Origin of the sequence: Micromonospora sp. NPDC005553 (assembly GCF_042871765.1) — a bacterium.
Classification (GTDB): Bacteria; Actinomycetota; Actinomycetes; order Mycobacteriales; family Micromonosporaceae; genus Micromonospora.
Genome location: NZ_JBIAJD010000011.1, coordinates 92,854 through 107,446, shown reverse-complemented (window position 1 = coordinate 107,446; position 14,593 = coordinate 92,854). Strand labels below are relative to the sequence as shown.

The 14,593-nt window shown below is 71.0% G+C and carries 11 protein-coding genes; 4 read left to right on the top strand and 7 right to left on the bottom strand.

Translation table 11 applies throughout. The annotated features are described in order from the left end of the window. Positions 1-135: 135 nt before the first annotated feature. A complete protein-coding gene (locus ACFYPG_RS31575; protein WP_387354870.1) occupies positions 136-3,066 on the bottom strand; it encodes a glycoside hydrolase family 9 protein in 2,931 nt (976 codons plus the stop codon). A 433-nt stretch (positions 3,067-3,499) separates the two neighbouring features. On the opposite strand from ACFYPG_RS31575, the gene ACFYPG_RS31570 reads away from it, so the two are divergent. Continuing rightward, positions 3,500-5,065: an aldehyde dehydrogenase family protein gene (locus tag ACFYPG_RS31570; protein WP_355009414.1), complete on the top strand. Its 1,566-nt coding sequence runs from the start codon at positions 3,500-3,502 to the stop codon at positions 5,063-5,065. A gap of 65 nt (positions 5,066-5,130) precedes the next feature. After that, positions 5,131-5,529, top strand: coding sequence for a VOC family protein (locus ACFYPG_RS31565; RefSeq protein ID WP_355009413.1), 399 nt, complete (start codon positions 5,131-5,133; stop codon positions 5,527-5,529). Positions 5,530-5,537: 8 nt separating this feature from the next. On the opposite strand, the gene ACFYPG_RS31560 is transcribed toward ACFYPG_RS31565, so the two are convergent. Both ACFYPG_RS31560 and ACFYPG_RS31555 read right to left on the bottom strand, forming a co-directional pair. Beyond that, positions 5,538-6,602, bottom strand: coding sequence for a GNAT family N-acetyltransferase (locus ACFYPG_RS31560; RefSeq protein ID WP_355009412.1), 1,065 nt, complete (start codon positions 6,600-6,602; stop codon positions 5,538-5,540). A gap of 88 nt (positions 6,603-6,690) precedes the next feature. Further along, positions 6,691-7,392 carry an amino acid-binding protein gene (locus ACFYPG_RS31555; RefSeq protein ID WP_355009411.1) on the bottom strand — a complete coding sequence of 234 codons (702 nt, stop codon included), beginning with the start codon at positions 7,390-7,392 and terminating at the stop codon, positions 6,691-6,693. Positions 7,393-7,542: 150 nt separating this feature from the next. Between ACFYPG_RS31555 and ACFYPG_RS31550 the strand changes: the two genes are divergently transcribed. Together ACFYPG_RS31550 and ACFYPG_RS31545 are read left to right on the top strand one after the other, a co-directional pair. Then, a complete protein-coding gene (locus ACFYPG_RS31550) occupies positions 7,543-8,622 on the top strand; it encodes a phosphotransferase family protein (protein ID WP_387354868.1) in 1,080 nt (359 codons plus the stop codon). Beyond that, a complete protein-coding gene (locus ACFYPG_RS31545) occupies positions 8,622-9,833 on the top strand; it encodes an acyl-CoA dehydrogenase family protein (protein ID WP_387354867.1) in 1,212 nt (403 codons plus the stop codon). The genes ACFYPG_RS31550 and ACFYPG_RS31545 overlap by 1 nt, the downstream gene beginning before the upstream one ends. A 284-nt stretch (positions 9,834-10,117) precedes the next feature. Here ACFYPG_RS31545 and ACFYPG_RS31540 read toward each other — a convergent pair whose 3' ends face one another. The 4 genes from ACFYPG_RS31540 to ACFYPG_RS31525 all read right to left on the bottom strand — a co-directional run bounded on the left by ACFYPG_RS31540 (position 10,118) and on the right by ACFYPG_RS31525 (position 14,489). Continuing rightward, positions 10,118-11,164 carry a LacI family DNA-binding transcriptional regulator gene (locus ACFYPG_RS31540; RefSeq protein ID WP_355009408.1) on the bottom strand — a complete coding sequence of 349 codons (1,047 nt, stop codon included), beginning with the start codon at positions 11,162-11,164 and terminating at the stop codon, positions 10,118-10,120. A gap of 82 nt (positions 11,165-11,246) precedes the next feature. Beyond that, positions 11,247-12,668, bottom strand: a complete 1,422-nt coding sequence (locus tag ACFYPG_RS31535) for a GH1 family beta-glucosidase (RefSeq protein ID WP_387354865.1) — start codon at positions 12,666-12,668, stop codon at positions 11,247-11,249. Further along, entirely contained in the window at positions 12,665-13,507 is an 843-nt protein-coding gene (locus tag ACFYPG_RS31530; protein WP_091400707.1) for a carbohydrate ABC transporter permease, read from the bottom strand. The genes ACFYPG_RS31535 and ACFYPG_RS31530 overlap by 4 nt, the downstream gene beginning before the upstream one ends. Before the next feature lie 10 nt (positions 13,508-13,517). Then, on the bottom strand, positions 13,518-14,489 hold the full coding sequence (locus ACFYPG_RS31525) for a carbohydrate ABC transporter permease (protein WP_387354863.1): 972 nt from the start codon (positions 14,487-14,489) through the stop codon (positions 13,518-13,520). Positions 14,490-14,593 lie beyond the last annotated feature (104 nt).

Here is a 14,593-nt window from a genome sequence, read left to right as displayed (position 1 = left end):
TTTTTCCCACCCCCCCCCCCCAACCACCCCCCCCCCGCCGGGGGGGGGGGGGGGGGTGGGGGGGGGGCGGCCCCCCCCCCCCCGGCGCCCCCCCCCCGGGGGGGGGGCCCCCCCCCGCGACGGCCTCGGATTAGCTCAGGACACGGCGCAGGTGGTGTTGTTGACGGTAAAGGCGGTCGGTTTCGGGTTGGCGCCGCTGTACGTGCCGTTGAAGCCGAAGCTCACCGACGCGCCGGCCGCGATCGTGCCGTTGTAGGACAGGTTCGTGGCGGTGACCGCCGCGCCGCTCTGGCTGATCGCCGCCGACCAGCCCTGGCTGACGCTCTGCCCGCCGGGGAAGCTGAACCGCAGGGTCCAGCCGTTGATCGCGGTGGTGCCGGTGTTGGTGATCGACACGTTGGCGGTGAAGCCGCCGCCCCAGTCGGTGGTGGCGTACCCCACTGTGCAGGTGCCACCGACCGGCGGGGCCGCGGTGGTCACCGCGACCGGCGTGGACGCCGCGGAGGTGTTGCCCGCCGCGTCCACCGCGACCACGTAGAACTGGTAGGCCGTAGAGGCGGTCAACCCGGACACCGCCTGGGTGCTGCCGGTTGGCGAGCCGACAAGCACGTCGGTGGCGCCGGCCTCGCGGTAGACCCGGTAACCGGTGACGCCCACGTTGTCGGTCGACGGGGTCCAGGCCAGGGTGAGCCCGGTGGCGGTGACGGCCGAGGCGACCGGCGTGCCGGGGGTGCTCGGCGCTGTGGTGTCGGCGGTGCCGGCCGGCGGCGTGGTCACCGTGAGCTTCGGTGAGGCGGCCGACGTGTTGCCGGCCCCGTCGCGGGCCACGACGGTGAACTCGTACGACGTCGCTGGCAGCAGCGTCGTGATGGTCAACGTCGTGCCGGTGACCGGCCGGACCAGGACCGTGTCGCTGTTGACCTGGACCTCGCGGACGTCGTAGCCGGCGAGGCCGCTGCCGCCGCTGTCGGTGGACGGCGCCCAGGCCAGGGTGACAGTGCGGGGGCCGAGGTTGGACGCCACCGGGGTGCCCGGGACGGTCGGCTTGGTGGTGTCCGGTACGACCGGGCCCGGCTCCTCACCCCAGACGCGGGTGGCACCGGAGTAGAGCGGCACCTTCCGGTTGGGCCCGGCGGTGGCCTGGTACGACGGGTCGTTGGTCGGGTCCCAGGTGCCGCCCTCCGGCACGCCGATCTTGAACTGGACCTCCATCCGGTGCTGCGACTGACCCGCCGGAGCGATGGTGTACCCGGCGCAGTCCACCTCGACGTACCAGATGTCGCCGCTGAACTGCTTGGCGGTGGTCGGGGACGGGCAGCCCTGGGTGTAGCCGGCGGTGACCTGCACCGGGCCGGTGCCGTCGGGCCGGAAGTAGTACCGGAACCGGCCGTCGGTCAGCGCGCGGGCCGGGAACGCGGACTTGTTGTAGACCATCACCTTGAGCCCGGTGGCCCGAGGTTCGGCCTGCGTCACTGTGGTCTCCACTGTCAGCTCGTCGATGTCCGGCGTCTCGGCGACCGGGAAGTTCGCCAGCGGCGTGCCGCCGTACTCGGAGGTCAGCCGGACCAGCGCGGACGTGAAGCCGGCGTTGTAGTCGGTGGCCACCTCGTTCATCACGTAGTCCGACCGGCTGTCGCTGTACGCGTCGTTGGCCGAGGACGGGCCGCCGACCAGCGCGCCGTAGAGGGTGTGCCGGGTCTCCACAGGCACGGTCTGGCTGTCCCACCAGGAACCGTGCGCGGTGCGGTGGTGCGGGTTCTTCGGTGCGTTGGCGCCGAACCCGATGACGTAGCTGGAGTTGCGTGGGTTGTCGCCGAGCGCGTAGTTGATCTGCCGGACGGCGAAGTCGTGGTAGCGCGCCTTGCGGGTGGTGTCGGTGGTCTTGTCGCTGTAGACCAGCGCGGCGAAGGACGTGTTCGCGGCGTAGCGCAGCGCGCCCCAGGAGTCGAGCACCGCCATCCCGCCGGGCGAGTACGGCACCCGCTGCCCGTTCACCCCGACGGTCCAGTAGTCCAGCCACCGGTTTGCGTCGTCGACGTACTTCTGTTTGCCGGTCAGGTTGGCCAGCAGCACGTACGCGCCGAACTGCTTGTTGTCCCAGGCGATTGTCCACTTGTAGGAGCGGGTGGTGGTCTGGTTCTCGGTGCCGAGCTTGTCGTACTCACTCTCGGCCTTGGCCAGGTAGCTGGCCTCGCCGGTGGCCCGGTGCAGCCAGATCGCGGCCCAGACCAGCTCGTCCTGCCAGCCACTCCACGAGCGGTAGAAGCTCGTGGCATCGGTGATGCACTCGTGGTAGGCCTTCCGCACCGTGTCGGCGAAGGTGTAGAGCTGCCGGGCGTGGCCGAGCAGCTTGTCGGCGTAGGCCGCGTCGGTGGGGCGGAACACCATCGACGACGCGGCCATCGCGGCCGCCGTCTCCCCCGCCAGGTCCGCGCCGCCGCAGCTCGCATCGATCTTGTACGCGGGCCGCGCCATCGGCATCACCTCGGCCGGACCCCACCACTTGTGGTCGTCGTCGCCCTTGCCGACCTGTCCGTAGAGGACGTTGGCCGACGGGTGCGCCTTGATGAAGTAGTCGTTGACGAAGCGCAGGTTGTTGAGCAGGTGTGGCAGTTGCCCGGACGAGGTGTAACCGCTGCGGTACTCGACAGCGCCCCAGGCGAGCATCGTGGCGCTGAACGCCATCGGGAAACCGAACTTGACGTGGTCACCGGCGTCGTACCAGCCGCCGGTGAGGTCGACGCCCGCGCCGGCGCCGTCGGTGAGCGCGCTGTCTCCGCGCCAGGAGACCCGGTTCCAGTCGGGCAGTGGACCCGACTGCTGCGCCTCGTAGAAGAGCAGTGACTTCTGCAACGCCTCGGCGTAGTTGTAGGTGGCCGCCGGCGCGGCGGAGGCAGGCTTGGCCGCCGGCGCGGCGGAGGCGGGCCCGGACGGTGGCGCGGTCACCGCGAGGGACGCGCCGGTGAGCAGCGCGACGCCGAGAGCCAGCAGCCGCCGCGGCCAGGGCTGGTCGGCGGCCGGCGACCGGCCGGGCTGGCCGCTGAACGGCCGGGTCAGGTGGCGCATGGCGGACTCCTGTCGGAGGCGCCGCCGGCGGTCGCACCGACGCGGGACGGCGTACGGGCGGCACGGCCACCGGCGACAGCGGGGGTGGCGGTGTGACCATGGGTCATGGAAGCGCTCCCATGGATAAGCGACAATGTAATGGGCGGTTCGCTGGTTGGGAAGCCTGCCATCGGGGCCGACGCGCGCGGCCCCACTTCTGTACTCGCGAGTAACCACTGCGGACCATTTCACATCATCGATGCATCTCGATCTGTGAAACATGTTTGCGCAGCTCACGGTGGGAGCGTCCGCGATAGATTTCGCACCGATCGAGCGCTCCGACGACCAGCCAGACAAACGTACTGTTGCTGACCCGCTACGAAGCGCGAGACAGTACCGCTCACCAGCGGTGCCATCGACGCCGCCGCTCCCTGGTCAACCCTGAGGAGAAGCGATGGCACTACGACTCGCCGACGACACCGCCTGGGCCGACATCCTGGCCCGCGCGGTGACCGTCGCCCCGGAGGCGTTCGGCACCGAGGTCGACGGCGTCACCACCCTGCACAACCTGGTCGAGGGCGAATGGCGGGCGGTCGGCCAGCCCGCCCCGGTCCGCACCCCGGTGGACAACACCGTCCTCATCAATTTGCCCCGGGTCGACGCGACCACCGCGCGCGCCGCGGTCGCCCACGCCGCCGCCGCGCACCGGGCCTGGGCCCGGACCCCGCTGGCCGACCGCACGGCCCGGGTCGCCGAGGCCCTGGACTCGCTCACCGCCCACCGCGACCTGCTCGCCCTGCTGCTGGTGTGGGAGATCGGCAAGCCGTGGCGGCTGGCCTGCGCCGACGTGGACCGGGCGCTCGACGGCGTCCGCTGGTACGCGGGCGAGATCGACCGGATGCTCGCCGACGGCCGCGAGCCGCTGCCCGGCCCGGTCAGCAACATCGCGTCGTGGAACTACCCGATGAGCGTGCTGGTGCACGCCGAGCTGGTGCAGCTCCTGGCCGGCAACGCGGTCATCGCCAAGACCCCGTCCCAGGGCGGCGCGGTGTGCCTGACCGTCGCGCACGCGCTGATGCGCCGGGCCGGACTGCCCGCCACCCTCGTCTCCGGCAGCGGCGCGGAACTGTCCGAGGTGCTGGTCCGGGCACCCGAGATCGGCGCCGTGGCGTTCGTCGGCGGTCGTTCCAACGGGGGCAAGGTGGCCGCCGCTCTGCTCGACAGCGACAAGCGGCACTTCATCGAGCAGGAGGGCCTCAACGCCTGGGGCATCTGGAACTTCTCCCAGTGGGACCTGCTCGCCACGCACCTCAGGAAAGGCTTCGAGTACGGCAAGCAGCGCTGCACCGCGTACCCCCGGTTCGTGGTGCAGCGCGACCTCGTCGACGAGTTCCTCGACATGTACCTGCCGGTCGTCCGCTCGGTCCGCTTCGGTCACCCGCTCGCCGTCGGCGACGACTGGGCCGCCGGTGACCCGCTGCCCGAGCTGGACTTCGGTCCACTGATCAGCGCCACCAAGGCCGACGAGCTCCGCCGCACCGTCGACGAGGCGGTCCGTGGCGGCGCGATCCCCCTGCACCGGGGCAAACTCGCCGGCGCGCCGTTCCTGCCCGGGCAGGACACCTCGGCGTACGTCGCGCCGTCGGTGCTGCTCGCCCCGCCCGGACGGTCCCGACTGATGCACGCCGAGCCGTTCGGTCCGGTCGACACGATCGTCGTGGTGGACACCACCGACGAGCTGCTGGCCGCGATGAACGCCTCCAACGGCGCGCTGGTGGCCTCACTCGCCTGCGACGACACCGACGAGGCCGGCAAGCTCGCCGTGGACCTTCAGGCGTTCAAGGTGGGCATCAACAAGCCGCGCTCACGCGGTGACCGCGACGAACCCTTCGGCGGCCGGGGCGCCTCCTGGAAGGGCGCGTTCGTCGGCGGCGACCTGCTGGTGCAGGCCGTCACCGTCGGCGGAGACAGCCGGCTCTACGGCAACTTCCCCGACTACAACAGCTACCCCAGCACCTGACGACCGGGCCCCTTGTGGAGGCTCGCCGCGCACAAGGGGCTCTCGTCGCCACGTACGGTCGGGAGATGGCACTGATCGCACAGCTCTCCCTGGGCGTGGCCGACGCCGAACGGGCCGGAACGTTCTGGGCCGCGGCTCTCGGCTACCGTCGCCGCGAGCCCCGATTCACCGGCGACGAGTGGATCGTGCTGGAGCCGCCGCCCGGGTTGTCGGGCGCAGCCCTCGCGATGGACCTCAGCGAGAGCCCTGTGCGGAATTTCCCCCGGCTCCACCTGGATCTGGACGCCGGCGACCGACCCCTCGACGAGGAACTTGACCGGCTGCTCGCCCTCGGCGCGCGGATCGTCGACTGGCGGCACTACCCCACCGACCCACACCCGACGGAGCCGCCGTACGTGGTGCTCGCCGACCCGGAGGGCAACCGGTTCTGCGTCTCGGGCCGCCGCGAGCCGCCCGGGCCCTGAGCAGGGCCCTAGGCGAACGCGCCCGTCCGGTCCGCCCCGGCGGGGACAGCGAGCGGCACGGTGAGGGTGAGCAGCCCGCCGTCGCGTTCCACGACGGTGGGCCGGCCCAGCCGGTGCAGCGTCCGCAGCATCGGGTCGTTGGTGGCCTGCACGTGCAGCACCAGCGCCGCGTACCCGGACCGGTCGGCGTGCTGAACCACCCGGCGCAGCAACGCCGAGCCGAGCCCACGCCGCTGCCAGTCGTCGCGCACCAGCAGCGCCACCTCCGCCTCGTCGCCCTCGCCGAGCAGGTTCGCCATGGCGACCACCGACTCGGCCGCGCCGTCGGAGCCGGTGCTGCTGGCGATCAGCGTCAACCCTCGGCTCGGCTCCAGCAGTCGACGCAGGCGGGCCGGCTGCGGCAGCGCCGCCCCGCCCAGGTAACGCCGCTGCCGGCTACGCGGCGAGCACGCCTCGTGCAGCTCCACCACGCCGGGCAGATCGTGGGCGCTCGCCGGCCGGACGGCCACCTCCGCGCCGTCGGGCAGCACCACTGTCACCTGTTCGGCGGCTCGGCGCGCCACAGTGGCGGCCAGCTCGACGAGGGCCTGCGCCCGCGCGTACTCCGCCGGGGTGAAGTCGGGCGCGGCCCGGCGCAGCGCGAACGAACCGCCCGCCGGGTCCGCCAACAGCATGCTCGCCCCGGTGATCCCCCGTTCGCCGCCGACCGACGCCGGTCGCCAGCTGACGACGTCGGCGGCGAGCAGGGTCCGCAACGCCTCGCCCGTCGCGTCCGGGTCACGCACCAACCGGTTGGCCAGCCCGAGCACCCGGGTGGGCTGGTCGGCCAGACCACGCGCCTCGCTGCGCGCCACCCAGCAGTCCCGGCCCCGACCCCGCTCGACGGCGGCGATCAGCCCAGCCTCGTCGAGCGCGTCCGGCGCGTCGACCAGGAAATCGTCCACCGCGCCCTGCTCGGTGGGCTGCACCTGCACGGTGAGGATGTTGACCCCACGCAGCGCGAGGCTCGCCGTGAGCACCGACAGGTAACCCGGTCGGTCGTCCACCGTCGCTCGGATTCGCCACAACGTCATGGTTGGCTCCCTTCCCCGGTAAGAGCCTCGCCCCCGCCTGTTGCCGCCCGGTTGCCCGGCGGTGTCGGCCCGGGAACTCCTCGGCCGCTCAGGGGCCGGCGACCACCGGCGGCGAACCGACGAGATCGAGTCGGTCACCGAGGATCACCGCGCAGGCGCGGACGAGCTGGGTGAGCCGATCCACCTCGGTGCTGTGGAACGCCGCGGCGGAGAGGGTCTCGTTGCGCTCACGGGCCACCACCAGCACCAGGCCCGCCCGGCCGAACGGCGTGATCGCGTGGTGGGTCCCGTCGGGCGTGGTCATCGACCGACCGCGCAGCGGGGTCACCTCCGGCAACAGCGCGGGTACGGGAGCCCGCCAGCTCGCGTACCCCACGGTCGCCCCGCCGCCCCCGCTGCGCGAGGCCCAGTCGACCGGCACCACGGCGGCCACCGCCCAGTCGGCGGCCAGCAGTCCCGGTACCGCGTCGACCAGGGTGGCCAACCCGTCGGCCGGGTTGGCCGCGACCTGGGCCAACAGCTCCGCGTCCTGGCCGGTGGTGGTGGGCGCGCCGATCGCCCGCCACACACCGTCCACCCGCACTCCCGGTATCGCCGCGAGGCCAGCCAGCAGCCGCTCCACCCGCGCCGCACCCGGCCAGACGACAGTGAAGTCGTCCACCGCGCGCCCGCCGAGCCGTTCGAGGACCACCACCTGGACGATGTCCGCCCCGGAGACGCCCAAGGTGCGGGCGACCTGACCGAGGGTGCCCGGACGGTCCGGCAGGGTGACCCGAACTCGCAGCAACATGTCTGTCCCTCCGCTCGGCGGGCCGGCAGAGAAACGACCGGCAGGCTGACCACAGCCTGGTAGTTGACCATTTCGTCCCTGTTGCAGGGGCATGTCCCGAGCGGAAATTCTGACCTTGACAACGTGAGCGGGCTGCAATCAACTAGTCCGATGAGCGATCCGGCCGTCGACGAGTCACGGCCGGAGGCCACGGCCGTCTCCCCAGCGGGGTTGGCCCTTGACCGTCTCGCCGACCATCTGGCACAGCACCGACCCGAGCTGGCCGTCGGGCCGCTGCGGGCCCAGCTGATAGCGGGCGGCAAGTCCAACCTCACCTACCTGCTGCGCCTCGGCGACCGCGAGGTGGTGCTGCGCCGCCCCCCGCTGGGCCACGTGCTGGCGACCGCACACGACATGGCGCGCGAGTTCCGGGTCATCTCGGCGCTGGCACCGACCGAGGTGCCGGTGCCGGGCGCGCTGCTGCTCTGCACCGACCCCGAGGTGATCGGCGCGCCGTTCTACCTCATGGAGCGGATGCCTGGCGAGGTGTTCCGCGCCCGCGCGCAGACCGACCCGCTGGGCGACGAGCGCCGCCGCGCACTGGCCATGGCGATGATGGACACGCTGGCCGCGCTGCACAGCGTCGACCCGTCGAGCGTCGGGTTGGCTGACTTCGGCCGCCCCGAGGGCTACCTCGCCCGGCAGGTCCGCCGCTGGTCCGGGCAGCTCGACCGCTCCCGCAGCCGGCCGCTGCCCGGCATCGACGAGCTGCGTGACCTGCTCGCGGCGACCGCACCGGAGGGCGCGAACGCCGGCCGGATCGTGCACGGCGACTACCGGCTGGACAACCTCCTCGCCTCGGCCGACCCGGTGGCCGTGCACGCGGTGCTCGACTGGGAGATGGCCACCCTCGGCGACCCCCTCGCCGACCTGGGGCTGCTGCTGACCTACTGGGACGTGCTCGGTGGCAGCGACACCGCCGCGGGCAACCCCGTCGCCGACGGGCTCGGCCCGCGCGCCGGCTTCCCCACCGGCAGCGAGCTGATCGACAGGTACGCCGGCCGCAGCGATGTCGACGTCGGGCCGCTGCACTGGCACGTGGCGCTGGGCTGTTTCAAGCTCGCGGTCATCTGCGAGGGCATCCACTACCGCCACACGCTCGGGCAGACGCTCGGCGAGGGCTTCGACCGGATCGGCGAGATGGTGGCACCGCTGGTCGCGCACGGACTGACCGCCGCCAGGGAGCGGTGATGGACTTCTCATACGACAGCCGGACCGAAGAGCTGCGCGCCGAGCTGACCCGGTTCCTGACCGAGCACGTCTACCCGGCCGAGGCCGTGCACGCCGAACAGGTGGCCGCCGGGGACCCGTGGTCGCGTACCCCGGTGTTGGCCGAACTGAAGGCGGAGGCCCGCAAGCGCGGCCTGTGGAACCTCTTCCTGCCCGACCCGCGTTACGGCGCCGGCCTGACCAACCTCCAGTACGCCCCCCTGGCCGAGCTGACCGGGCGCAGCCCGCACCTCGCGCCGGAGGCGGTCAACTGCGCGGCACCGGACACCGGCAACATGGAGTTGCTGGCCGAGTTCGGCTCGGAGGCGCAGCAACAGCGCTGGCTGATGCCGCTGCTGGAGGGCGAGATCCGCTCGGCCTTCTGCATGACCGAGCCGGATGTCGCATCCTCCGACGCCACCAACATCGCCACCCGGATCACCCGCGACGGCGACGAGTACGTGATCAACGGACGAAAGTGGTGGTCGTCCGGGGCCATGGACCCGCGCTGCGAGATCTTCATCGTGATGGGCAAGACCGACCCCACCGCTGACCGGCACCGCCAGCAGAGCATGGTGCTGGTCCCCCGGGACACCCCCGGGGTGACAGTGCGCCGGGGCATGACCGTCTTCGGCTACACCGACGGTTCGCACGGCGGGCACGCCGAGATCGACTTCACCGACGTCCGGGTGCCAGCGGAGAATCTGATCGGCGCCGAGGGCACTGGCTTCGCCATCGCCCAGGCCCGGCTCGGGCCGGGCCGGATCCACCACTGCATGCGATTGATCGGAATGGCGGAGCGGGCATTGGAGTTGCTCTGCCGCCGCGCCAACGAGCGGATCGCGTTCGGCCGACCGCTGGCCGAGCAGGGCGTGGTCCGGGAGTGGATCGCCGAGTCCCGGGTCCGCATCGAGCAGGCCCGGCTGCTGGTGCTCAAGACGGCCTGGCTGATGGACACCGTCGGCAACAAGGGCGCGCACACCGAGATCCAGGCAATCAAGATCGGCACGCCGGCAATGGCGGAGTGGGTGATCGACAAGGCTATCCAGGGGTACGGCGGCGCCGGTGTCAGCCAGGACACGCCACTGGCCGCCCTCTGGGCGCAGACCCGCACCCTCCGCCTGGCCGACGGGCCCGACGAGGTGCACCGCAACTCGCTGGCCAAGCGAGAACTACGCCGCTGGGCCCCGTAACCCCGCCCGCCCCGCGCCCCGCCCTGCCCCGCGCCCACCGCACCCGCACGTCCCGCGCCCGCACGCCACCACACCCCAAGATCGCGCTCGATCCTGGATGTAGTGGTGTGCGGTCGCCCGGAGGCCACTACATCCAGGAACGAGCACGATCTTCCCCGCCAGCCTTCGTGATCATGAGGTTGGCGGGCTGGAATGCCGAAAATGTCCAGGCCAACCCCATGATCGACACACGCCGGGCGCGGGGCGGGGTGGGGGTGGGGTGAGGGGGTGGGGGTGGTTGGGGGTTAGGCGGAGGCTCGGTGGATCAGTTGGGTGTCCAGGAGGATGTGGGAGGCGGGTAGCTCCTCGCCACGGATCCGGGCCACCAGCAGGCGGGCCATCTGCCGGCCCATCTCCTCCACCGGCTGGAAGACAGTGGTCAACGGCGGCTCAGCCTGTCGGGCGATGGTCGCGTCGTCGAACCCGATCACCGCGACGTCCTCGGGCACACGCCGGCCGGCCTCACGCAGGGTACGCAGCGCGCCGAACGCCATGAGGTCGGACGCGACGAAGACCGCGTCCAGATCCGGGCAGACATCCAGCAGTCGGCGCATTCCGGCAGCGCCGCTGCCCTCGCTGAAGTCGCCGTACGCGATCAGGTCGGGGTTGACGCTGGCGCCGGTGGCCTTCACCGCATCGGTGTAGCCAGCCAGACGGGCCAGCCCGGCACCCATGTCCTGCGGACCGGCGATGGTGGCGACGCGCCGCCGGCCCTGTCTCGCCAGGTATTCCACCGCCTGCCGGGCCCCGCCAACGTTGTCCACGTCGACAAACCAGGCCGGTTGGGCGCCGGGTTGCAGCATCCGGGCGGGCCGACCGCCGAGCACGGCGGGCAGGCCGCGCTCCTCCAGCAGCGTCGGCAGCGGGTCGGAGTCGTGCAACGACAGCAGCAGTACGCCGTCGACGTGCTGGTTGGTGAGGTGGTGCTCGACGCGCTCCCGTTCCACCGGCGACTGGGCCATGGCCAGCCAGAGCTGCATCGGCGTCTCCAGCAGCCCGGAGCTGATCCCCCGCACGATCGAGGCGAAGAACGGCTCGGTGAAGACCCGCTCGCCGGATTCGGACACCACCAGCGCGACGGAGTCGGTCCGCTGGGTGACGAGCGCACGGGCGGCCCGGTTCGGCACGTACCCCAGCTCTGCGATGGCCTGTTGGACCGCGGCCCGGGCCTCCGGGCTGACCTGGGGCGAGCCGTTGACCACGCGGGAGACTGTGCCCCGACCGACGCCGGCACGCGCCGCGACCGCGTCGAGGGTCGGGCGCCCGAGCGACCGGGTGCGCTGCGTTGTCATCGTGTGCTCCTCCGACGGCGGGCGGACCCGGCGCCACCTGCGGGAGGTGGACGCCGGGGCCGTCCTGATGGCTGGCCCGAGCCTATTGTGCGGCCAGACCGTTGCGCCGGATCACCGAGGCGTACCACTTGGCGCTGGACTTGGGGGTGCGGACCTGACTGTCGTAGTCGACGTGGATCATGCCGAACCGCTTGGTGTAACCCCAGGCCCATTCAAAATTATCCATCAGCGACCAGGCAAAGTATCCCCGCAGAGGCACTCCGGCGTCGATCGCCTCGTGGGCGGCGCGCAGGTGGGCGTCGAAGTAGGCCAGCCGATCGACGTCGTCGACCTGCCCGTCGACCACCGAGTCGACGAACGCGGAGCCGTTTTCCGTGACATACAGGGGCAGCTCGGTGTAGTCGTGCACCCGGCGCAGCGTCTCGGTCAGACCCGGGGCGTCGATCTCCCAGCCCATGTCCGTGACCGGAACGCCACGGGTGACGAACCGGACGTCCTCGCTGCCCGGCCAGCACGAGGGGGCCGGGTCGGCCGCCACGCCCTCGACCGGCGCGGCGACCACGTGCCGGCTGTAGTAGTTGACGCCGACCAGGTCCAGCGGCGTGGAGATGGTCGCCAGGTCGCCGTCGTGCACGTGCTCGAAGTCGGTCACCGTGCTGAGGTCGGCCACCAGGTCCTCCGGGTACGACCCCCGCAGCAGCGGGTCCAGGAAGAACCGGTTGGCCAACCCGTCGATACGCCGCGCCGCGTCCACGTCGGCGGCGCTGTCGCTGGCCGGGTCGACCGGGTAGAGGTTGACGGTCACGCCCACCTCGGCGCCCGGCCGGGCGGCCCGCAGTGCCTGCACGGCCAGGCCGTGACCGAGCATCAGGTGGTGGCCGGCGCGCACCGCGTCCGCTCCGTCGGTGCGGCCGGGGGCGTGCACGCCGGAGCCGTAGCCGAGGAACGCCGAGCACCACGGCTCGTTCAGCGTGGTCCAGTAGCGCACCCGGTCACCGAGCGCGTCGGCCATCAGGGTGGTGTAGTCGGCGAAGCGGGCCGCGGTGTCCCGGGCCGGCCAACCGCCGGCGTCTTCGAGCGGCTGCGGCAGATCCCAGTGGTAGAGGGTGAGCCAGGGCTCGATGCCGTTGGCCAGCAGCTCGTCCACGAGTCGCCGGTAGAAGTCCAGGCCCTGCGGGTTGGCCGCGCCGACGCCGCCGGGCTGAACCCGGGACCAGGAGACCGAGAAACGGTACGACTTGAGGCCCAGCTCGGCCATCAGCGCGACGTCCTCGCCGAGGCGGTGGTAGTGGTCGCACGCCACATCGCCGGTGTGCCCAAAGAGGACCCGGCCGTCGGTGTGGCTGAAGGTGTCCCAGATCGACGGGGTGCGGCCGTCCACGGCTGCCGCCCCCTCGATCTGGTATGCCGCCGTCGCGGCCCCCCAGAGGAATCCGGGTGGAAAGGTCAGCCCGGGACGCTCGTCGAGGACGTCGACGGCGGGTGGGCTGGCGGGGTTGCTCACGACTTGACGGCACCTTCCATGATCCCGCCGATGATCTGGCGGCCGAACACGAGAAAGACGATTACCAGGGGGATGGTGCCGATCGCCGTGGCGGCGAACACCTGGGAGTAGTCGGTGTAGTAGGCGTACGACAGGAAGGAGAGCGAGACCTGGAGGGTCGGGTTCTCCGGGGTGAGGATGGCGTACGGCCAGAGGAACGAGTTCCAGGTCTCCATGAAGGTCAGCAGACCGAGCACGCCGGCGGCGGGACGCAGCGCGGGCAGCACGATGCTCCAGTAGATCCGGAACGTGCTGGCTCCGTCGACGCGACCGGCCTCGATCAGCTCGTCGGAGATGGCCTGGCTGGCGTACTGCCGCATCATGAAGACGCCGAAGGCGGTGACCAGGAACGGCACGGTGACCGCGTAGAGCGTGTCGTACCACCCCAGGTCCTGCATCATGCCCCAGAGCGGGATGAGGCCCATCTGGGTCGGGATCATCATGGTGACGATGATCGCCAGCAGGAGGGCGTTGCTGCCGCGGAACTTCAGCTTGGCGAACGCGAACCCGGCCAGCGAACCGGTGAGCACCACCGACAGGGTGACCACCGAGGAGACGATGATCGAGTTCATCATGCCGGTGAGGAAGTTGGCGGCGTCGTTGTCGAGCACCCGCCCGAAGTTGTCACCGAACGCCCCGCCCGGGGTCAGCGGCGGCGGCACGTCGTTGATGTTGTCCAGGCTGCGGCTGCCGATCACCAGCATGTAGTAGAACGGGTAGATCGACAGCAGCGCCGCCAGGACGAGCGCCAGGTAGGTCAGCGGGCTGGTGCGCCACAGGCGCTGGGAAGCCGAGATCATCGATCTCTCCTCACTTCGCCGAGCGGCGGACGAGTAGGAAATTGAACAGCGACACCACGATGATGATCATGAAGATCGCCCACGCGATCGCGGCTCCGTAGCCGGCGGTGTTCAGGTTCACGATGCCCATCTCGTACATGTACATGGCCAGCGTCTGGAACTCCCGCTGGTTGCCGCCGATGATGTTGCCGTTGCCGAAGAGCAGGGGCTCGGTGAAGAGCTGCATGCCGCCGATCGTGGACAGGATGACCACGAAGATGAAGGTGGGCTTGAGCATCGGCAGGGTGATCTGCCAGAACTGTCGCCACGGGCCGGCGCCGTCGATCTCCGCGGCCTCGTAGAGGTCCTTCGGGATGGCCTGCATGCCGGCGAGCAGGATCAGGGTGTTGTACCCGGTCCACCGCCAGTTGACCATGGAGGAGATGGCAGTCCAGGAACTCCACCGGTGCCCGTCCCAGTCGACCGGGTCGACACCGACGAAGCTGAGCAGCCAGTTGAACAGACCGAACTCCCGCTGGAACAGCATCCCGAAGACGATCGCTACCGCGGCCACCGACACCACGTTCGGCATGAAGATGGCCATCCGGAAGAAGGTCTTGGCGCGCAGGAGGGTCCGGTTGAGCAGGTTCGCCAGGAAGAGGGCGAGCAACAACTGCGGGATGGTCGACAGGGCGAAGATGCCGAACGTGTTGACCAGCGCGTTCCAGAAGTACTCGTCGGACACCAGCCGGGTGTAGTTGTCGAAGCCGATGAACGAGTGGTCGCCGATCATGTCCCAGTCGTGCAGCGACATCCAGGCGGTACGCACCATCGGGTACAGCCCGAACACACCGAAGATCAGGAAGAACGGGGCGATGTAGAGGTACGGCGAGTACTTGACATCGAGGCGGTTGAGTAATCTTCCCCGTCGACGTTGGCGATCGACGTCGGGAGAAGGCGGTGCTGCTGGCGACGGCCGTGCCGTCGTGGCCGACAGGCTCATGCGAATTTCCTTTTCCGGCGAGGCCCGGGGGCCCTCGCGCAGGGCGCTACGCGGAGGGGACCGGCCGGTGGCGTTCGGGAAGCCCCGAACGCCACCGGCAGGGA

Bases quoted from the DNA above. Each gene is read 5' to 3' on its own strand.
- ACFYPG_RS31540 (WP_355009408.1), bottom strand. From the start codon at position 11,164: ATGACAACGCAGCGCACCCGGTCGCTCGGGCGCCCGACCCTCGACGCG.
- ACFYPG_RS31525 (WP_387354863.1), bottom strand. From the start codon at position 14,489: ATGAGCCTGTCGGCCACGACGGCACGGCCGTCGCCAGCAGCACCGCCT.
- ACFYPG_RS31530 (WP_091400707.1), bottom strand. From the start codon at position 13,507: ATGATCTCGGCTTCCCAGCGCCTGTGGCGCACCAGCCCGCTGACCTAC.
- ACFYPG_RS31570 (WP_355009414.1), top strand. From the start codon at position 3,500: ATGGCACTACGACTCGCCGACGACACCGCCTGGGCCGACATCCTGGCC.
- ACFYPG_RS31550 (WP_387354868.1), top strand. From the start codon at position 7,543: ATGAGCGATCCGGCCGTCGACGAGTCACGGCCGGAGGCCACGGCCGTC.
- ACFYPG_RS31545 (WP_387354867.1), top strand. From the start codon at position 8,622: ATGGACTTCTCATACGACAGCCGGACCGAAGAGCTGCGCGCCGAGCTG.
- ACFYPG_RS31555 (WP_355009411.1), bottom strand. From the start codon at position 7,392: ATGTTGCTGCGAGTTCGGGTCACCCTGCCGGACCGTCCGGGCACCCTC.
- ACFYPG_RS31575 (WP_387354870.1), bottom strand. From the start codon at position 3,066: ATGCGCCACCTGACCCGGCCGTTCAGCGGCCAGCCCGGCCGGTCGCCG.
- ACFYPG_RS31560 (WP_355009412.1), bottom strand. From the start codon at position 6,602: ATGACGTTGTGGCGAATCCGAGCGACGGTGGACGACCGACCGGGTTAC.
- ACFYPG_RS31565 (WP_355009413.1), top strand. From the start codon at position 5,131: ATGGCACTGATCGCACAGCTCTCCCTGGGCGTGGCCGACGCCGAACGG.